Source organism: Pseudonocardia tropica, from assembly GCF_040105315.1.
In the GTDB taxonomy this organism is placed as follows: Bacteria; Actinomycetota; Actinomycetes; order Mycobacteriales; family Pseudonocardiaceae; genus Pseudonocardia; species Pseudonocardia alni.
In genome coordinates this window covers 55,897-75,242 of record NZ_JBEDNP010000001.1, presented here as the reverse complement: position 1 = coordinate 75,242, position 19,346 = coordinate 55,897, and the positions used below count along the sequence as shown (strand labels likewise).

Annotated in this window: 17 protein-coding genes; 11 read left to right on the top strand and 6 right to left on the bottom strand. The window is 73.0% G+C overall.

Annotated elements, in window-relative coordinates:
- Positions 1-45 precede the first annotated feature (45 nt).
- The 4 genes from WHI96_RS00370 to WHI96_RS27785 all read right to left on the bottom strand — a co-directional run bounded on the left by WHI96_RS00370 (position 46) and on the right by WHI96_RS27785 (position 3,269).
- The gene (locus WHI96_RS00370; protein WP_345654375.1) at positions 46-867 is read right to left on the bottom strand and encodes an ESX secretion-associated protein EspG; all 822 of its coding nucleotides are present in this window, start codon (positions 865-867) and stop codon (positions 46-48) included.
- Entirely contained in the window at positions 864-2,111 is a 1,248-nt protein-coding gene (locus WHI96_RS00365; RefSeq protein WP_349302328.1) for a hypothetical protein, read from the bottom strand. Before WHI96_RS00365 ends, WHI96_RS00370 begins: the two co-directional genes overlap by 4 nt.
- Before the next feature lie 190 nt (positions 2,112-2,301).
- Positions 2,302-2,604: a PE domain-containing protein gene (locus WHI96_RS00360; protein WP_345654370.1), complete on the bottom strand. Its 303-nt coding sequence runs from the start codon at positions 2,602-2,604 to the stop codon at positions 2,302-2,304.
- A 101-nt stretch (positions 2,605-2,705) separates the two neighbouring features.
- Entirely contained in the window at positions 2,706-3,269 is a 564-nt protein-coding gene (locus tag WHI96_RS27785; protein ID WP_425571734.1) for a DUF3558 family protein, read from the bottom strand.
- Between the two features lie 236 nt (positions 3,270-3,505).
- On the opposite strand from WHI96_RS27785, the gene dnaK reads away from it, so the two are divergent.
- The 4 genes from dnaK (at position 3,506) to WHI96_RS00340 (ending at position 7,854) form a co-directional block, all read left to right on the top strand.
- Positions 3,506-5,377: a molecular chaperone DnaK gene (gene dnaK / locus WHI96_RS00355; RefSeq protein ID WP_345654367.1), complete on the top strand. Its 1,872-nt coding sequence runs from the start codon at positions 3,506-3,508 to the stop codon at positions 5,375-5,377.
- Positions 5,378-5,415: 38 nt separating this feature from the next.
- Positions 5,416-6,078 (top strand): nucleotide exchange factor GrpE, encoded by a 663-nt coding sequence (gene grpE, locus WHI96_RS00350; RefSeq protein WP_345654364.1) that lies wholly within the window; start codon positions 5,416-5,418, stop codon positions 6,076-6,078.
- Positions 6,079-6,166: 88 nt separating this feature from the next.
- On the top strand, positions 6,167-7,393 hold the full coding sequence (gene dnaJ / locus WHI96_RS00345; RefSeq protein WP_345654361.1) for a molecular chaperone DnaJ: 1,227 nt from the start codon (positions 6,167-6,169) through the stop codon (positions 7,391-7,393).
- Positions 7,393-7,854 (top strand): heat shock protein transcriptional repressor HspR, encoded by a 462-nt coding sequence (locus WHI96_RS00340; protein ID WP_345654479.1) that lies wholly within the window; start codon positions 7,393-7,395, stop codon positions 7,852-7,854. Before dnaJ ends, WHI96_RS00340 begins: the two co-directional genes overlap by 1 nt.
- A gap of 30 nt (positions 7,855-7,884) precedes the next feature.
- Here WHI96_RS00340 and WHI96_RS00335 read toward each other — a convergent pair whose 3' ends face one another.
- Positions 7,885-9,183 carry an MDR family MFS transporter gene (locus tag WHI96_RS00335; protein ID WP_345654358.1) on the bottom strand — a complete coding sequence of 433 codons (1,299 nt, stop codon included), beginning with the start codon at positions 9,181-9,183 and terminating at the stop codon, positions 7,885-7,887.
- Between the two features lie 158 nt (positions 9,184-9,341).
- Here WHI96_RS00335 and WHI96_RS00330 point away from each other — a divergent pair, with 158 nt between their 5' ends.
- The 4 genes from WHI96_RS00330 to WHI96_RS00315 all read left to right on the top strand — a co-directional run bounded on the left by WHI96_RS00330 (position 9,342) and on the right by WHI96_RS00315 (position 13,548).
- Positions 9,342-10,889 (top strand): ABC transporter substrate-binding protein, encoded by a 1,548-nt coding sequence (locus WHI96_RS00330; protein ID WP_345654355.1) that lies wholly within the window; start codon positions 9,342-9,344, stop codon positions 10,887-10,889.
- On the top strand, positions 10,886-11,827 hold the full coding sequence (locus WHI96_RS00325) for an ABC transporter permease (protein WP_345654352.1): 942 nt from the start codon (positions 10,886-10,888) through the stop codon (positions 11,825-11,827). Before WHI96_RS00330 ends, WHI96_RS00325 begins: the two co-directional genes overlap by 4 nt.
- Entirely contained in the window at positions 11,824-12,681 is an 858-nt protein-coding gene (locus tag WHI96_RS00320) for an ABC transporter permease (protein WP_345654349.1), read from the top strand. Before WHI96_RS00325 ends, WHI96_RS00320 begins: the two co-directional genes overlap by 4 nt.
- Positions 12,682-12,744: 63 nt before the next feature.
- Positions 12,745-13,548, top strand: coding sequence for a TauD/TfdA family dioxygenase (locus WHI96_RS00315; RefSeq protein ID WP_345654476.1), 804 nt, complete (start codon positions 12,745-12,747; stop codon positions 13,546-13,548).
- A gap of 69 nt (positions 13,549-13,617) precedes the next feature.
- Here WHI96_RS00315 and WHI96_RS00310 read toward each other — a convergent pair whose 3' ends face one another.
- Positions 13,618-14,790 carry a globin domain-containing protein gene (locus tag WHI96_RS00310; RefSeq protein WP_345654346.1) on the bottom strand — a complete coding sequence of 391 codons (1,173 nt, stop codon included), beginning with the start codon at positions 14,788-14,790 and terminating at the stop codon, positions 13,618-13,620.
- A 314-nt stretch (positions 14,791-15,104) separates the two neighbouring features.
- Here WHI96_RS00310 and WHI96_RS00305 point away from each other — a divergent pair, with 314 nt between their 5' ends.
- The 3 genes from WHI96_RS00305 (at position 15,105) to clpB (ending at position 19,321) form a co-directional block, all read left to right on the top strand.
- The gene (locus WHI96_RS00305) at positions 15,105-15,914 is read left to right on the top strand and encodes a pyridoxamine 5'-phosphate oxidase family protein (protein ID WP_073576050.1); all 810 of its coding nucleotides are present in this window, start codon (positions 15,105-15,107) and stop codon (positions 15,912-15,914) included.
- A 211-nt stretch (positions 15,915-16,125) separates the two neighbouring features.
- Positions 16,126-16,470 (top strand): hypothetical protein, encoded by a 345-nt coding sequence (locus WHI96_RS00300; protein WP_208822275.1) that lies wholly within the window; start codon positions 16,126-16,128, stop codon positions 16,468-16,470.
- A 217-nt stretch (positions 16,471-16,687) separates the two neighbouring features.
- Positions 16,688-19,321 (top strand): ATP-dependent chaperone ClpB, encoded by a 2,634-nt coding sequence (clpB, locus tag WHI96_RS00295; protein WP_345654341.1) that lies wholly within the window; start codon positions 16,688-16,690, stop codon positions 19,319-19,321.
- The last annotated feature ends 25 nt before the right edge of the window (positions 19,322-19,346 follow it).

Below are 19,346 nucleotides of genomic sequence, written 5' to 3'. Positions count from 1 at the left end.
CCCCGCGGAATTCGCTTACCCGGTAAGCGAATTCCCGGCTACCCCTCACCAGGCCCGGTGCGTCCCGACCGGTGCGCGACGGCGCTGTGCGGCGTCGGCGAGCCGGTCCAGCTCACGGACCAGGTACGCGGCGTCGGCCGGACCGGCGTGCACGACGGCGTCGTCGGGGAGCGGGCCGCCGACGACGTCCGGGGTCGGGCGCCGCTGGACGTAGCAGCCGTCCGCGGTGGCGTGCACCAGCAGGACGCCCGGCGCGCGGCACGGATCGGGTCCCTTCCGGCCGGCGCCGAGCTGGGCGACGCCCTCGACCTGCCCCATCCGCCGCAGCATCTCGGCCTCGGCCGCGCTGCAGCCCCGCCGCAGGAGCTCGTGGACGAGCCGGTCGGCGTCGCCGTCGGCGCGCTCGGCGGCCTCGCCCAGCACCGCGACGGGGATCCGCACCCCGGCCCCGGGGCCGGGCACGACCTCGCCGAGCAGCTCGACCAGGACGGCCGACGCGTCGTCGGGCAGGACGCGGACCAGCGCGACGTCGTCGCCGATCCGGGTGGCCAGCACCGCGCGCCCGGCCCGCCGCGCGACCAGCGCCCGCTGCCACGACGGTGGTGCGACCACGAGGTCGTGCTGGACCTCCGGTGCGACGACCGTGCGCAGGTCGTCGACCAGGTTCGGCTCGAACGCGGTGCCGGTGAACAGGCCGCGCGCGGCGAGGGCGTCGAGGCACCCCCGCACGACACGGGCCCGCTCGACGTCGGTGAAACCGGGGCTGAGCAGCTCCAGGACCGCGGGGTTGCGACCGAGGTCGAGCAGGTCCCGGGCGACGTCGAACTCGGCGGCGGTGAGGACGGTGGCGCGGTTCCAGTCGATCATCGGTGGGGCTCCTCGGGGGCCAGGACGGCGTCGGTCGCGGCGATCTCGACGTCGAACACCTCGTCGGTGGGGACGACGTAGCGGTTGCGGTGGTCCCGGGCGTCGTGGCTGCCCGCGCCGCCGGCCATCGGGCCGTAGCCGCCGGGGGCGCCGCCGCGTCCGGTGGTGTCGCCGGGGCGGGCGGACCAGGCCGGCTCGGCGGTCCGGGCGCCGGGACCGAACGGCTCGTACGGCCGTCCGCCACCGGATCCCGTGCCACCGGGGAGGCGGTCGCCGTACCCGGGACCACGGGCCGACGGCGGGAGGAGCGGCTGGGCCCGGGTGCGTTCGCCGAACCGGCGTCCGAGGTCGACGCGGGTGGCGAGCGGGTCGGGGCCGGGCGCCGTCGTCGTCGGGGAGGGGCCCGGGGACACCGCCGGCCGGTACGGGTCCGGGGTGGGCGTGGCCGGCGGGTCGAGGCGCTGGGGTGCGACGACGTCGACCGGTTCGGGGAGCCCGGTGCCCCGGTCCCGGTCGGACATGCCGTCCCCGGTGGTCCCGGGACCACCCGGGCCCGGGGTTCGTCCGACGTCCGGAGTGCCTGGGGCCGGTCCGCCGTTCCCCGGCCCGCCGTTCCCCGGTCCGCCGTTCCCCGGTCCGCCGTTCCCCGGTCCGCCGTTCCCCGGTCCGCCGGGGGCCCCGGCGCCGTCCGGTCCGGGGCGGGGCCCGCCGCCCGGCTGGTCCGGGGTGCCGATCCCCGGACCGCCTCCGCCGACGCGGGTGGCTCCGTCGCCGTCCCCGACGACGGCCGGGGCGGGACCGCCGGCTCCGGCCGAGCCCGGCGCCGGGCCTCCGGCACCGGTGGGCGCCGCGACCGGCACCGGGTCGACGGTGCGGAAGCGGTCGTCGATCGCCGACGCCGTGTCGAGATGCTCCTGGAGGGCGCGGTCGGCCTCCTCGCTGTGCCGCTGGTCGCGTTCGAGCGAGGTGACGTAGTCGGCGACGGTGGCGCTCAGCCCGGTCAACGGGGTGCTCGCCAGTAGGTGGAGGTTGCGGACGCCGCTGGTGAAGATGCCCGGCGGGGTGGGGTCCAGGGCGGCGATGGCGGCCTGGGTGCGGTCGAAGGACTGCCCGTAGGCGTCCAGCTGAGTGGCGCCGTTCGCGGTGACGGGGGCGGTGCACATCATCGAGGTGGTGATGCCGTCGAGGGACTGCTGGGCGGCGGCCGCGGCGGGGCCCTGCCAGGAGATGCCGAGCTCGGCCATGCGCTTCCGGGCGTCGTCAGCCGCGCTGCGGAGGTCGGTGTCCGCAGTCCGGAGTGCGGACACGGCGTCTACGACCGCGGATGAGCCGGGTTTCCCGACCACCCATCCGTACTTCTCCCGGAGGGTCTTGGCGGCGAAGTTAAAGCCTTGGTGGAACGCCATCCCATGTCCTTGTGGTGGTGAGCGACGATCAGATCCGGAAGGACTTCTCGATCGCGGCCTCATCGATCCGGTACGACGCGGCAACAGCGCGTAGTGACGTGACGGCCTGTTCCAGCTCGGTCCGGTGCGCCATGTGACGATCGATGATTGCCGCGAACTTCTCGTCGAACACCGGTGTCGCGATCCCCGATATCGGGTCCTCGCCGCACGGGCCGACCGCGCAGCCGAGCGCGTTCTGCAGGGCGGCGCGAATGGCCTCGGCCTGCTGCGCGAGGGATCGACCGACATCGAGGACCGTGTCGGGAGACACCTGACTGGTCAGGTCGCTCAAGGTCTGTGGAGCCGACGAACTCATGGGCGGGCAACGTAGTCGGCGATCCCCATGAACGTGGGTCCTTGGAGCGACCGCTTCGCGGCCGCAAATCGCGAGGGTCAGTGCGGTGCGAGCACCGCGAGTGCCTCGCCGAGGGCCTCGTGCGCCCTGTCGCAGGCTGCGCCTCCGGGACTACCGGCCTCGCGCAGTTCATCAGTGGGTACCGAGGCCTGGGCTCGTACGGACGTCGAGCCGTCGGTGTCGGCCACGGCTTCGCACACAGCCAGACGGGACGTGGACCGGTCGTTCTCGATCACGTCATATCCGCGAGTCTGGCCGGAGGAGGACTCCGTTGACCGGAGATCATTCGCAGCGAGGGGGAGGAATTGGAGGTTGATGTCGATCCGCGGGGTTCCGGTCCCGAAAAAGCCGCACGAAGGAGCTCCCGTTCCGCGTATCACCGCATCGTTCTTCCGGGGGTCGCGGAGCTCGAGCGTATGCAGTGTCGGTGCGGGCAGGAGATCGCAGGGATGCTTGTCCGTCACGTCGATCGGACCCGGCTGGGCTGTTCGTGGCGAGTCCGGCTCCGGCGGTGTGGCGCCCGGGCCGCACGAGGTGACCGCGATGGTGAGGACGACGGCCAGCGACCCCAGGGCGATTCGACGCGCAGCCGGTACGAGCACGTGATCCTCCGTCGACGATCGAGCGGCCACAGGCTAGCCCGCCGCACGGTCCTGCACGCGCGAACGTCATGGATAAAAGTTGAGTCCCCCGGGAACAAGTCTTCCGGGTCGCCCGTTGACCCCCATGAGAGCAAGTTGAGCAGGACCCACTCAAGGGCGATGCACGAGGCGCTCCCCGGCCTGGTACAACTTGAGCCGGACGCACTCACACCCCACACATCTCGGAGGCAGTCACCATGGCTCGTACGGTCGGTATCGACCTCGGGACCACCAACTCCGTCGTCGCCGTCCTCGAGGGTGGCGAGCCGACGGTGATCGCGAACTCGGAGGGTGCCCGCACCACTCCGTCGATCGTCGCGTTCGCGCGTAACGGCGAGGTTCTCACCGGTCAGTCGGCGAAGAACCAGGCGGTCACCAACTCCGACCGGACGTTCCGCTCGGTCAAGCGTCACATCGGCACCGACTGGAAGACGTCGGAGATCGACGGCAAGACCTTCGCGGCGCAGGAGATCAGCGCCCGCGTCCTGCAGAAGCTGAAGCGGGACGCCGAGTCCTACCTGGGCGACGAGGTCACCGACGCCGTCATCACTGTGCCCGCGTACTTCGAGGACGCGCAGCGCCAGGCGACCAAGGAGGCCGGCCAGATCGCCGGCCTGAACGTGCTCCGGATCGTCAACGAGCCGACCGCGGCCGCGCTGGCCTACGGGCTCGACAAGGGCGACAAGGAGCAGACCATCCTGGTCTTCGACCTGGGTGGCGGCACGTTCGACGTGTCCCTGCTGGAGATCGCCGAGGGCGTGGTCGAGGTCAAGGCCACCAACGGCGACAACCACCTCGGTGGTGACGACTGGGACGAGCGTGTCGTCAGCTGGCTCGTCGACAAGTTCAAGTCCTCCCAGGGCATCGACCTGACCAAGGACAAGATGGCGATGCAGCGGCTCCGCGAGGCCGCCGAGAAGGCGAAGATCGAGCTGTCCAGCTCGTCGTCGACCAGCATCAACCTGCCCTACATCACGGTCGACTCGGACAAGAACCCGCTGTTCCTGGACGAGACGCTGTCCCGCGCGGAGTTCCAGCGGATCACCCAGGACCTCCTGGACCGCACCCGCAACCCGTTCAACCAGGTCATCAAGGACGCCGGCATCTCGGTGAACCAGATCGACCACGTCGTGCTCGTCGGTGGCTCCACCCGGATGCCCGCCGTCACCGAGCTCGTCAAGGAGCTGACCGGCGGCAAGGAGCCCAACAAGGGCGTCAACCCGGACGAGGTCGTCGCGGCCGGTGCCGCGCTGCAGGCCGGTGTGCTCCGTGGTGAGGTCAAGGACGTCCTGCTCCTCGACGTCACCCCGCTGTCCCTGGGCATCGAGACCAAGGGCGGCGTGATGACCAAGCTGATCGAGAAGAACACCACTATCCCGACCAAGCGCTCGGAGATCTTCTCCACCGCGGACGACAACCAGCCGTCGGTGCAGATCCAGGTCTTCCAGGGCGAGCGCGAGATCGCCGCGTACAACAAGAAGCTCGGCATGTTCGAGCTGACCGGCATCGCGCCGGCCCCGCGCGGCGTCCCGCAGATCGAGGTCTCCTTCGACATCGACGCGAACGGCATCGTCAACGTGTCCGCCAAGGACATGGGCACGGGCAAGAGCCAGGAGATGACGATCACCGGCGGGTCGGCCCTGTCCAAGGACGACATCGACCGCATGGTCAAGGAGGCCGAGGCGCACGCCGAGGAGGACGCCAAGCGTCGCGAGGAGGCGGAGACCCGCAACCAGGCGGAGACCCTCGTCTACCAGACGGAGAAGTTCGTCAAGGAGAACGACGAGAAGCTCCCCTCCGACGTCAAGGACGCGGTCAACGCCGCCCTGGGTGAGACCCAGGAGGCGCTGAAGGGCACCGACCACGAGGCCGTCAAGTCCTCGATGGAGAAGCTCGCCACCGAGTCCCAGAAGATGGGGTCCGCCCTGTACTCGCAGCCCGGTGCCGAGGGCGCCGCGGGTGCCGGTGCCGAGGGTGGTGCCGGTGCGGCCGGTGCCTCCGACGCGCAGGACGACGTCGTCGACGCCGAGATCGTGGACGACGACAAGGACGCCAAGGGCGACAAGTGACGGCCGGCGGCCATCCACGGGACGACAGGACGGTCGACATGGCTGACGAACAGAAGCAGGAGGAGCCGGTGACGTTCCGGGACCGCCGCAAGGTGGACCCGGAGACCGGCGAGGTCCGTCCCGACGCCGACGCGACCGGGGCCGCCGACACGGCGGCCCCGGTCGGGGACGGCGACCAGGTCGCGGGCCCGGCTGACGGGGAGGACCCGGAGGTCGAGAAGCTGCGGGCCGAGGTCGCCGAGCGCACCGCGGACCTGCAGCGGGTCAGCGCCGAGTACGCCAACTACCGGCGCCGGGCCGACCGGGACCGCGAGCAGACCAAAGTGGACGCGAAGGTCTCCTTCGCGAACGACCTGCTGGTCGTGCTCGACGACTTCGAGCGAGCCGCCCAGCACGGCGACCTCACGGGACCGTTCAAGGCCGCGGCCGACAAGGTCACCGCGGTGCTGACGAAGCTCGGTCTCGAGCCGTTCGGGACCGAGGGCGAGGCCTTCGACCCGCAGTTCCACGAGGCCGTGCAGCACGAGCCGGCCGAGGGCTCCGGCCCCACGGTCACCGTGCTGTCGACGGTGCTGCGCCGTGGCTACCGCATCTCCGACCGGGTCCTCCGGCCGGCGATGGTGACCGTGCAGGACCGCCCCGAGGCTCCGGCCGGGGGCGGCGCGGACGCCGGCGACGGCGAGCCGCAGAACCCCGCCTGACCAGGGCGGACAGGGACGTGACCGCGCGGTGCGGTGGGAGGCGAGCGGCCTCCCGCCGCACCGCGGGTCTGATCGGGAAGGAGGCGGAGTGACCCAGCGTGACTGGATCGAGAAGGACTTCTACCGCGAGCTGGGCGTCTCCTCGACGGCGTCCCAGGACGAGATCAAGAAGGCGTACCGCAAGCTCGCCCGCGAGCTGCACCCGGATGCGAACCCCGGTGACGAGAAGGCCGAGGCCCGCTTCAAGTCGGTCTCCGAGGCCTACGGCGTGCTGGGCGACGAGTCCAAGCGCAAGGAGTACGACGAGACCCGCGCGATGTTCGCGGGCGGCGGCGGCTTCGGCGGGTTCGGTACCGGGGGTGGCTTCCCCGGCGGTGCGCGCCCCGGTGGCGCCGGCCAGGGCGGCTTCGACATCAACGACCTGTTCGGCCAGGCCGGCCGCTCCGGCGGTGCCGGTGCCGGCGACTTCAGTGACATCCTCGGCGACATCTTCGGCCGCACCGCGCGGAACAACGCAGGCGGTGCGGGCGGGTACGGCACGGCCGGTGCCCGTCGCGGCCAGGACGTCGAGAGCAGCCTGACCATCTCCTTCGACGACGCGGTACGCGGCGCGACGGTGCCGATCAAGCTGTCCTCGCCGGGGCGTTGCGAGCGCTGCGGCGGCACCGGGTCCCGGCCCGGCAGTACCCCGCGCACCTGCCCGACCTGCTCCGGTCAGGGCCTGGTGAACCGCAGCCAGGGCGCGTTCTCGTTCTCCGAGCCGTGCCGCGACTGCCGCGGGACCGGCCGCATCATCGACGACCCGTGCCCCGAGTGCCACGGCGACGGCGTGTCCACCCGGACCCGGTCGCTGACGGTGCGGGTGCCCGCGGGCGTCGACGACGGACAGAAGGTCCGGCTCGCGGGCCAGGGCGAGCCCGGTCGCGGCGGCGCACCCGCCGGTGACCTCTACGTCACGGTCTCGGTCACCCCGCACCGGATCTTCGGGCGTTCGTCGAAGAACTCCGACGACCTGACACTCACCGTGCCGGTGACCTTCCCCGAGCTGGCTCTGGGTGCGACCCTGACGGTGCCGACGCTCGACGGCACCGTCTCGCTGCGGATCCCGCCGGGGACCGCCAGCGGCCGGACGTTCCGGGTGTCGGGACGTGGGGTCGAGCGCAAGAACGGGAAGAAGGGCAATCTGCTGGTCACCGTCGAGGTGGCGGTACCGCAGAAGCTGGACGACGCGGCGACGAGCGCACTGGAGGCCTACGCCGAGGCGACGTCGTCGTTCGACCCGCGGGCCGATCTGCTCGGTAGCACCAGGAGGTGATGGCGGTGGGCGGACGACGCACCCCCCGGGACGGGGAGGAGCCGCTGACCGTCGACGTGGCACACGACAGGCCGGTGTTCGTCATCTCGGTCGCCGCGCAGCTGTCCGGCCTGCACGCCCAGACCCTGCGCAGCTACGACCGGATCGGCCTGGTCAGCCCGGGCCGGTCCGCGGGCGGCGGGCGTCGCTACTCCCAGCGCGACATCGCGCTGCTGCGCGAGGTGCAGCGGCTCTCCCAGGAGGAGGGTGTGAACCTCGCGGGCGTCAAGCGGATCATCGAGCTGGAGCAGATGGTCGACGAGCTCTCGGCGCGCCTCGAGGAGGCCACCGCCGAACTCGACGCGGTCCGCGCCGCCGCCGCGCAGGCCACGGCGGCGGTGCACCGGTCCTACCGGCGTGACCTCGTGCCGGTGGACCGGCGCCAGGCCGTCGTGCGCTGGCGCCCCGCCGACGACGGCTGAGCCCCCCCGGACGGGTGCGGCCCGGGCGGCTCAGGCCGCCGTCAGGACCCCACGGCGGGCCAGCAGCCCGAGCACCACGGCGCCCAGCAGCGGGACCGCGGCCAGTACCGCGAACGGCAGCGCCGGCGGGAAGGCCGGGTCCAGCAGCGCGCCGACGCCCGTCGACCCGACGAGCACCATCAGTCCGCCGAACGAGGCCAGCACCCCGAAGTGGGCGCCCAGCCTGCGCTCCCCGGCGAGCCGCGGCACCAGGTCCTGCGCCACCGGCACGGCGAGCATCTCCCCGAGGGTCAGCAGCAGCACCATCAGCACCGCGGGGGCGAGCGCCCACCACCCCGGCAGGCCCGGCAGCAGCCGCGCCACCGCGACGACGATGAACGACGCGGCCATCAGGCAGAACCCGAGCACCACCGAGGGGCCGGCCCCGATCCGGTGTCCCCACGTCGTCACCCGCATCTGCAGGGTGATGACCAGCACCGACATCAGCACGAACAGGAATCCCAGCGCCGCGGTGCGGCCGATGCGCTCCAGCTCGTCGGGCAGCGCCAGGTACAGCTGGTTGTAGGACAGCAGCCAGCCCGAGTAGCCGGCGGCGAACAGCATGAAGCGCCGGTTGCCCAGTACCTCGCCCCAGCCCGCGAGCATGGGCCGTCCGGCCTGCTCGGCCTCCCGCCACGGCAGCCACCGCCAGTGCGCCAGCCCCACCAGCACGAAGCCGACGGCGGCGACCAGGCAGGCGAGCTGGAAGTCGACCAGCATGAGCGCGGTGCCGACCAGCGGCCCGGTGACCGTCCCGATCTGACCGGCCACGGCGAACATCGCGAACACCTCGGTCCGCGGCGGGCCCTCCCCGGCGCGCTCCCGCTCCCCGGCCTCCCGCGCCAGCGACGACTCGACGGCAGGCGAGAACAGGGCGGCCGCGAACCCGGTCAGCAGTGCCCCGCCGATGACCGCGGGCAGCGTCCCGGCGGCCCCGAGGAGGATGAATCCGGTCACGCGCAGCGCACACCCGGCGAGCACGACCGGCTTCGCACCGAACCGATCGGTCAGGGTCCCGCCGATCACGAAGAGCCCCTGCTGGCTGAACGTCCGCAGCCCCAGCACGAGCCCGACGGCCGCCGCGGCGAGCCCGAGGTCCTCGGCCAGGTGCGTGGCCAGGTAGGGCAGCACCATGTAGAAGCCCACGTTGAAGGCCAGTTGGGTGCTGATCAGCAGCTTCATGACCGGCGGGAGCCCGCTGAAGTGCGCCCGGCGACCCACGCGGAGCGGGGCCGCGGGACGCGGGTCCGACTCGGGATCGGCGGGGCGGCGGAGCAGACTGCGGAGCACCACGAAGTGGTACCAGGTCGCCCACTGCAGTCGCGACTCGATGGCAGTAACGACATATGCGCATGCATGAAGATACTTGACCGTGTGTACAGGCTTACCGAAGATCTTCCGGGCGCCGGGTGACACACGGTCGAGGGCGCCGGAGAGGACAGGTCGCCATGCCCGCCGTCGTAGCACCCCGTCGTTCCCGGTTGCGGGTCGCCGCCGCCCTGGCGGTGAGCGCCGCGGTCCTGACCGCGTGCGGTGGCACCGGCGGCGGGAGCGGCCGGGTCGTCCCGGACGGGCAGGCCACCATCGCGATGGCCTTCGGCCCGTCGGCCGGCTACGGGGTGGACACCGACGACGCGTTCGTCGTCTCCCAGCTGGGGGTGACCGAGTCCCTGGTGGCGTCCGGGCCGGACGGGCAGCCGCGGCCCGCACTGGCGACGGCGTGGGCCCAGCAGTCCGACCCGCGGACCTGGCGGTTCGAGCTGCGTCCCGGCGTGACCTTCCAGAACGGCGAGCCGCTCACCGGGCAGGCCGCCGCGACCGCCCTGAACTGGGCGGCCGGCGTCGCCGCGCCGCCGCGCGCGGTGCGCGGGATCGGTCTGCAGGCCGCCGCGGACGGCGCGGGCGCCGTGCGCGTCACGACGACGAAGCCCGACCCGATCCTGCCGCTGCGGCTGTCCAGCGCGAACACCGCGATCCTGGCGCCGTCGGCGTACCGGACCACCCCGCCGTCGGTCCAGCAGACCGGGACCGGCCCGATGACGATCACCCGGGCGAACGGCACCCAGTCGGTGACCCTCGCCCGCAACGACCGCTACTGGGGCGAGCGCCCGCAGCTGGCCGGTGTCACCGCGAACTTCGTGCCCGACCCGGCCGCCCGCGCCCTGGCCCTGCGGGCCGGTGACGCCGACATCGCCCAGGAGCTCCCCGAGTCCAGCGCGCTGGAGTTCACCGGCGACGAGTACGTGAACCAGACCGTCGCCGCGCCCCGGACGGCGTCGCTGATCCTCAACCAGTCCCGCAAGCCCTTCGACGACATCCGGGTGCGCCAGGCCGTCGCGGCCGCCGTGGACCGCACCGCGCTCGGTGAGCAGGCACTCGCCGGGTCGGCGATCCCGGCCGCGGAGCTGTTCGGCCCGGCCGTGGCGTGGGGCTCGCAGGACGCCCCGCCGCCCGCCGACCCGGCGCGTGCCCGGCAGCTGCTGACCGAGGCCGGCTACGGCCCGGGCAACCCGCTGCGCATCGAGCTGGGTGCCTACGGCGCCCGCCCCGAGCTCCCGACCCTGGCCACCGCCGTCCAGGAGATGCTCCGCGGCGCCGGTATCGAGGCGACCGTGCGCATCGGCGACTACGACGCCCGCGAGCCGCAGCTGCTCGCCGGTGACTTCGACATGTACCTGCTCTCGCGCAGCTACCTGCTCGACGTGCCGGACGCCGGCGCCACGCTGACCACCGACTACACCTGCCAGGGCTCCTACAACCTCAACCACTACTGCTCGCCGCAGTTCGACGCCCTCCTCGCCCCGCTGGCCACCGAGACCGACCCGGCCGCACGGCAGAAGGTCTTCACCGAGGCCGCGGCGAAGCTGAACGCCGACGTCGCCGGGGTCCCGCTGGTGCACACCAACGCGAACGGCGTCGGGCACCGGGTCACCGGCTACACCGTCGACCCGCTGGCCAAGTCGCTCGTCGTCCCCGGGCTGGCGACGACGGAGTGACCGCACTCGTCGCGCGCAGGCTGCTGGCGCTGCCGCTGGTCGCCGTGGCCGCGGCGGTGCTGGTGTTCCTGCTCCCGCGGTTCTCCGGCCAGGACACCGCGCTCGCGATCCTGCGCAGCCGGACCGGGGAGTCCGACCCGGACCCGGCTGTGCTGGCCGCGCTGCGGGAGCAGTACGGCCTCGACGGCTCCTGGTGGGACCAGTTCACCGGCTGGGCCGGCGCGCTGCTGCGCGGCGACCTCGGGATCTCCTGGACCAGCCGCACCCCCGTCTCGGGCCTGCTCTGGCCCGCGCTCGGGGTGTCGCTGACCCTCACCGTCGGCGCGTTGGTGCTCGCGGCCCTGGTGGGCATCCCACTCGGGGTGCGCGCCGCGCGCCGTCCCGGCGGCCGGCTCGACCGGGTCCTGACCACCGGCTCGGTGCTGGGCGTCGCGATCCCCGAGTTCGTGCTCGGGACGGCGCTGGTGCTCGCCTTCGCCGTCACCGTGCCGGTGCTGCCCGCGACCGGCTGGGGCGACGTGGACCAGGCGGTGCTGCCGGTGCTCACCCTGGCCGCGTTCCCGGCCGCGCTCGCCGCCCAGCTGGTTCGCGCCGAGACCGTCGACGCGCTGGCCCGCCCGCACGTCGCCGTCGCGCGGTCCAAGGGCATCAGCGACGGACGGGTGCTGTGGCGCCACGGCGGCCGCCTGGCCCTGACCTCGGTCACCTCCCTGTCCGGGCTGTTCCTCGGCGGGCTGCTCGGCGGCTCGGTCGTGGTCGAGGTGCTGTTCGCGATCCCCGGCCTGGGCCGCCTGCTCTACGACGCCGTGCTCGGCCAGGACCTGCCGGTCGTGCAGGCCGGGCTGCTCGCGATCGTGCTGGTCGCCGCCGTCGCGGGGATCCTCGCCGAGCTGCTCGCGCTCGCGCTGGACCCGGTCGCCCGGAGCGCCGTCCGGTGACCGCGCCGGCACTGGCCCACCCGGCGGGCGCACCCGCGCGCACCGGCCGTCGCTCGACGTGGTGGCAGGCAGGGGCGCTGGTCCTGCTCGGGGTGCTCGTCGTGGTCGCCCTGCTGCCGCTCGACCCGGTCGCCAACGACCTGTCCCACCGCTTCGCCGGGCCGTCGGCCGCGCACCCGCTCGGCACCGACCAGCTCGGCCGGGACGTGCTCGCCCGGCTCGCCGTCGGCGCCCGGCTCTCGGTCGGGTTCACCCTGGTCGCGCTCGCGCTGTGCGCGGGGATCGGCACGATGCTGGGCGTGCTCGCCGCCTGGTGCGGACGGGCGGTCGGGCAGCTGTTCCAGCGCACCATCGACGTGCTCGTCGCGATCCCGGCGGTGCTGATCGGGCTCGTGGTGGTCGCCGCGTCCGGCGGGGCGCCGGGGGTGTGGTCGCTGTTGGTGGCGATCGTCGTCGCCGGGTGGACGCCGTTCGCCCGGCTCACCTACCAGCTCGTGGTCCGCGAACGCGCCCGCGAGTACGTCGAGGGCGCCGTCGCCGTCGGCGCCGGCCCGCTGCGGATCGCGTTCCGGCACGTGCTGCCGAACCTCGCCCGGCCGCTGCTGTCGCACCTGTGCCTGCGGTTCGCGAACGTCCTGCTGACCGTGGCCGGGCTGTCGTTCCTCGGGCTCGGTCCGCAGCCGCCCACCCCGGAGTGGGGGGCGATGCTCGCCGACGGGCGGCAGTTCCTGTTCAACGCCCCGCAGCTCGTCCTGCTGCCCGCGCTGGCCGTCGTCGGGACGGCGCTGCTCGTCACCTCGCTGGGCCGCGGGCTGGAACGCCGGTGGACGACCGGTCCGACCGGACAGTTCTGACACCGCTTCGTTCCTGCCAGACTGCTGCGAGTACGGATGAACGGCAGGAGGTACGTCGTGGCGATGGTCGGAACCGACGGACGGCGCAGGGGCGAGGCGCGACCGGAGCTCAAGAGCCTGGTGGACGAGACCGGGGTCGTGCCCCGCGCTGCAGCGCTCGGCGAGGCCCGGGAGGTGCTGGCCCGCGACGGCGTCGTCCGGATCCCCGGCGCGGGCCCGGACCCGGAGGCAATGGTCGTCGCCGCAGCCACCCTGCTCGGCGGGCGGCTGCGCGAGCTGTTCGGCATCCGGCCACAGGGCGGGACCGACTCGCCGGTCCTCGGCCTGCACAACGACGGCGCGTTCCTCGAGGCCGACGTGCACGGCCGCACCGTACGGCTGCGCGACCCCGACGAGGACTTCCTGTTCATGCACTGCACCTCCCCGGCGCCGTCCGGGGGCGACTCGGTGCTCGTCGACGGCTATGCGCTCGCCGAGCGGATCGCCGCGGAGCACCCGTCGCTGCACGGGTTCCTGACCGGCTGCGACGTGGACTTCTTCGGCAGTCGGACGAACCCGCCGCGCGGTGTGCCGTCGACCCCGCTGCTGCGCCGGATGATCGAGCACACCCGTGGTGGCCGGCGTGCGGTCCGAGCGAGCGACTACGCGCTGCCGGTGCCGCGCGAGCCGTACTGGGACACCCACCTCGCGCACATCGAGTCCTACGCCGACGTGCTCGCCACCGCGTTCGAGGCCGCACCACGGTTCCGGCTGGAGAGCGGGGACCTGCTGGTCCTCGACAACTACCGCTTCCTGCACGGGCGCGACGCGTTCACCGGCAGCCGGGAGCTGCACGTGCTGTCGGTGCGTACCACCGAGGCCTTCTGACCGGGCCCCGCGACGACGACGGCCGCCCTCCCGGCGCGGGAGGGCGGCCGTCGTGGCGTACGGGCCTGCTCAGTCCATCGTGAACGGGTCGTAGGTGATGCGGTCGAGCGGCGTGCCCGCGACCAGCATCCGCGACACCGTGGAGCGGATCATCGACGGCGACCCGCAGACCAGGACGTCGTGGTCGCTCCAGGCGCCGAACCGGGTCACGACGTCGGCCAGGGTGCCGGTCTCGGCCCCGGACGGCTCGTCCTCGTACTCGACGACCGGGATGACGTCGAGCCACGGGTAGTTGTAGGACAGCTTGCGCAGCGAGGTGAAGTCGTACAGGTCGTCCCATGTGCGGCCGCCGACGAACACCTGGGTGCGCGGCGGCTGGGGGCGCCGGCCGACCTCGTCGAGCAGCGCCTTCATCGGGGCGACGCCGGTGCCGCCGGCCACCATCAGCAGCTCGCGACGGGTGTTCTGCGGGACGGCCATCCGGCCCATGGGCGGGCCGATCCGCCAGGTCTCGCCGACCCGGCTGTGCGCGACGATCGCGCGGCTGACCCAGCCGCCCTCGACCGCGCGGACGTGGAACTGGATCGTCCCGTCGCGACGCGGCGCGTTGGCCGGGGACAGGTAGCGCCACAGCCGCGGTCGGTGCGGTGTCTCCACCGAGACGTACTGGCCGGCCTGGTAGGGCACCGGCTGGTCGGTCGCGACGGTGACCACGGCCAGGTCCCAGCCGATCCGGCGGTGCTCCACGACCCGGCCCAGCCAGGACGCGGGCCCGCGCTCGGCCGCGGCGGCCTGCTGCATCGCGTCCGCGACGATCCCGTACGCGCCGGTCCAGGCCTTCTCGATCTCCGGGGTCCAGTTCTCGCCCGCGAACGTGGCGATCGCCGAGAGCAGGGCGGCGCCGACCGCGTCGTAGTGCTGGGACAGCACGCCGAACTTGCGGTGGTCGCGACCGAGCTGCTGCAGGAACGGGACGAGGTCGTCGGGCTGGTCGACCATCTGCACCACGTGCACGAGGGCGCGCAGCAGCCGGCTGCGCTGCACCTCCATGTTCACGGGGAACAGGTCACGCGCCTCGGGCGCATGGCTGAACAGCGTGGCGTAGAAGTGCTTGCCGATGTCCTCGGCCTGCGGCTCGACGAGGGCGAAGCTGGTCCGGATGAGCTCGACGGTGCGCTCCGCCTCCGAGGCGGGGCGTCGCGGCGGGGCGACGTCGCCGGCGATCAGCTGGTCAGCAGTCATGCCTGGCGGACACTCTCCTCGGTCGTGCTCCGTGCCGCGGTGACACCGGGCGTTGCCGCCCGCGTTCCGCCGGTTAGGGTACGCGAGAGACTCCATCCGCCGGAACGGCGTACGCCGACCGACTCACCAGTGTGTGGTGAGCGGGTACGCATCGTCACTCATCATCCGTTCGGGGACGGCGGTCACTCGTCATGGCGTGGGTGGCGCCGTGGTCAGGATAGCGCCCATCGCGGGGAATGCCGACGTGGCGTGTCCCCGGCCGGTCGGAGCCGTGATCGTTTGGTCCTGGCCGCGCCGGATGGCACGGTTGTCCTGTGCCGTTGCGAATCCCCGCCGTCGTCCTGCCCGGACGGGACCGTCCGGCCACGCCGCCGGTGGTCGTCCCCGCGCCCCCGGAGCGCGGCGTGTCCGACGCCCCGCAGGTCCCGGACGGGCCGCACCGGCCCGGCTCCGCGGGTGAGCACACGTTGCAGGCCGAGGTGGGCAGCTCCGCCCGTGCCGGCCGGTTCTACGACGACCAGCTCCGCGACCGGCTGCTGCCGCGGATGATCGAGTTCGTCGGACGGATGGAGATGGCCTTCGTCGCGACGTCCGACGCGCACGGCGAGTGCGACAGCTCGCTGCGGGCCGGCCCGCCCGGGTTCCTGCACGTGCTGGACCCGTACACGCTGGCCTACCCCGAGTACCGGGGCAACGGCGTGTACGCCAGCCTCGGCAACCTGGTGGAGAACCCGCACGTCGGGATGCTGATGGTCGACTTCACCGAGTCGCTGATCGGGCTGCACGTCAACGGCCGGGCCCGGATCATGGACGACGACGCCTTCCGCACCACCTACCCCGGGCACGCGCGCGACCACGCCGCCGGCCGCCGCGCCGAGCGCTGGGTGGTGGTGGACGTGGAGGAGGCCTACATCCACTGCCGCAAGCACATCCCGCGGATGGAGCGGGTGACGCAGCGGCGCGCCTGGGGGACCGACGACCCGGCCCGCAAGGGCGGCGACTTCTTCGGCGCCAAGGGGACCGAGCCGCGGGTGCCGCGGCCCTCGCGTCGCCGGTTCCCGAGCACGACGCACCTCGGCGCGGGGGCCTCGCGGACGCTCCGGCGCCGCCCGCACGGCCGCTGACCTGGGGCGACGGTTGCGCACCAGAGGATACTCCGATCGAGTGAACCGAGAGCCGTGACTCGGGTCGACCCTGGTCGTTGACAGCAGCAGACCGTCACCGATCGAGCACGCTCGGTCGAACCCCCGGGCGGTCGGACGGCAGGCGACACCCACGGGCTCCGGGTGCCGTTCGCGTCGTCCTGTATCGGATACACCACAGGAGAAGTCAGACATGCTGTCGAAGAAGAAGCTCGGCCTCGTCGTCGCCGGTACCGCCGCCACGCTGGCCGCGGCCGCGCCGTTCGCCTTCGCGGGCGACTACGGCCACGACAAGGGCGAGCACCACGGCGCCCCGACGAAGGCCTGCGCCTTCGAGGGTGGCGACGCGGACGCCAAGGGCAAGATCGTCACCGAGGGCTCGCTCAACGCCCTGGCGCAGGCCCCGGTCGCCGGCTCGAACATCGGCCAGGCCGGCAACTGCAGCGACTTCCTGAACGACAACGTCCGGGACAACCTGAACGGCAACTTCAGCGACAACGACAACCGCGTCACGGTGATCGACAACAGCGAGCGCTGATCGTCGCACCCGTTCTGTCCGCGGCCCGTCCGGAACCCTCCGGGCGGGCCGCGGTCGTTCCCGGAACTTCTCGGTGTTGAGCGGAATGGACTCAACTTTTCTGCGGTTGACCCTGTCGAGAGGTGCACCGGCCGGGCAGACTGTGGAGCAGCGGCCCGGGGTGCCGCTCCCCATCCACAGACCATCGACCTCAGAAGGACCGGGAGGAACGCGGAGCATGGACTCCTTCAACCCCACCACCCGTACCCAGCAGGCCATCTCCGCCGCCGTCCAGGCCGCGACGCTGGCCGGGAACCCCGACGTCGGGCCCACCCACCTGCTGGGTGCCCTGCTGGCCCAGGGCGACGGCATCGCCGCACCGCTGCTGGCCGCCGTCGGCGCCGACGCGGCCGCCGTCCGATCCGAGCTGACCGCGCTGGGCAACCGGCTGCCGTCGGCGTCGGGGTCGTCGGTGAGCGCGCCGCAGCTGTCCCGGGACGCACTGGCCGCGATCACCGCGGCCCAGCAGCTCGCCACCGAGATGGGCGACGAGTACGTCTCCACCGAGCACCTGCTCGTCGGGCTCGCACGGTCCGGGGGCCCGGTCGCCCAGCTGCTGGTGCGCCACGGCGCCACGCCGGACGCGCTGCGCGAGGCGTTCGGCAAGGTCCGCGGCTCCGCCCGGGTGACCAGCCCCGACCCCGAGGGCAGCTACCAGGCCCTGGAGAAGTACGGCCAGGACCTGACCGCCCGGGCGCGCGAGGGCGAGCTCGACCCGGTCATCGGCCGGGACACCGAGATCCGCCGCGTCGTCCAGGTGCTGTCGCGGCGCACCAAGAACAACCCGGTGCTGATCGGCGAGCCGGGTGTCGGCAAGACCGCGATCGTCGAGGGCCTGGCCCAGCGCATCGTGGCCGGTGACGTGCCCGAGTCGCTGCGCGGCAAGCGCGTCGTCTCCCTCGACCTGGGGTCGATGGTGGCCGGTGCGAAGTACCGCGGCGAGTTCGAGGAGCGGCTCAAGGCCGTCCTCAAGGAGATCACCGACTCCGCGGGCGAGGTCGTCACCTTCATCGACGAGCTGCACACGATCGTCGGCGCCGGCGCGTCCGGCGAGGGCGCGATGGACGCCGGCAACATGATCAAGCCGATGCTCGCCCGCGGCGAGCTGCGGATGGTCGGCGCGACCACGCTCGACGAGTACCGCCAGCACATCGAGAAGGACCCGGCGCTGGAGCGCCGCTTCCAGCAGGTGCTGGTCGGCGAGCCGTCCGTCGAGGACACCGTCGGCATCCTGCGCGGGCTCAAGGAGCGCTACGAGGTGCACCACGGCGTCCGCATCACCGACGCCGCCCTGGTCGCCGCGGCCGCGCTGTCGGACCGCTACATCACCGCCCGGTTCCTCCCGGACAAGGCCATCGACCTCGTCGACGAGGCCGCCTCCCGGCTCCGGATGGAGATCGACTCGCGCCCGGTGGAGATCGACACCGTGGAGCGGGCCGTCCGCCGCCTGGAGATCGAGGAGATGGCGCTCGACAAGGAGGTCGACGCGGCGTCGAAGGACCGTCTCGTCGCGCTGCGTGCCGAGCTGGCCGAGAAGCGTGAGGAGCTGGCCGCGCTGACCGCGCGCTGGCAGAACGAGAAGAGCGCCATCGACGTCACCCGCGAGCTCAAGGAGCAGCTGGAGCAGCTCCGCGGCGAGTCCGAGCGGGCCGAGCGCGACGGCGACCTGGGCCGGGCCGCGGAGCTGCGATACGGGCGCATCCCGCAGTTGGAGAAGGAGCTCGCCACCGCCACCGAGACGGTCGAGCGGGCCGAGGACGTGATGCTCAAGGAGGAGGTCGGCCCGGACGACGTCGCCGACGTCGTCAGCTCCTGGACCGGCGTGCCCGCCGGCCGGATGTTGGAGGGCGAGACCGCCAAGCTCCTGCGCATGGAGGACGAGCTGGGCCACCGGGTGGTCGGCCAGGCCGAGGCCGTGCGCGTGGTGTCCGACGCGGTGCGCCGGGCGCGTGCCGGCGTCGCGGACGAGAACCGGCCGACCGGCTCGTTCCTGTTCCTCGGGCCCACCGGCGTCGGCAAGACCGAGCTGGCCAAGGCGCTCGCGGAGTTCCTGTTCGACGACGAGCGGGCGATGATCCGCATCGACATGAGCGAGTACTCCGAGAAGCACTCGGTGGCCCGCCTGGTCGGGGCCCCTCCCGGCTACGTCGGCTACGACCAGGGCGGTCAGCTCACCGAGGCGGTGCGGCGGCGGCCCTACAGCGTCGTGCTGCTCGACGAGGTCGAGAAGGCCCACCCCGACGTCTTCGACACGCTCCTGCAGGTGCTCGACGACGGCCGTCTCACCGACGGCCAGGGCCGCACGGTGGACTTCCGCAGCACGATCCTGGTGCTGACGTCCAACCTGGGCAGCCAGGCCATCGCCGACCAGTCCCTGGACGAGAAGGGGCGCACCGACGCCGTCATGGCGGTCGTCCGGACGCACTTCAAGCCGGAGTTCCTCAACCGGCTCGACGACGTCGTGGTCTTCCACGCGCTGTCGACCGAGGAGCTGACCCACATCGTCGACATCCAGGTCGGGGTGCTGGGGCGCCGGCTGGCCAAGCGGCGGCTGGCGCTGGAGGTCTCCGACGCGGCCCGCGAGTGGCTCGCCATGAACGGGTTCGACCCGGTCTACGGCGCGCGCCCGCTGCGCAGGCTGGTGCAGTCCGCGATCGGCGACCAGCTCGCCCGCGAGCTGCTGTCCGGCGGCGTCCGCGAGGGCGACACGGTCCGGGTCGACCTGGACCCGTCGGCCGACGGCGGCACCGGCGGCCTGATCGTGGGCAAGGCGGTGGGGGCCGCCGACCCGGCGGTCGCGATCGCGAACTGATCCACCGGTTCGCCCGTGGGCCCCG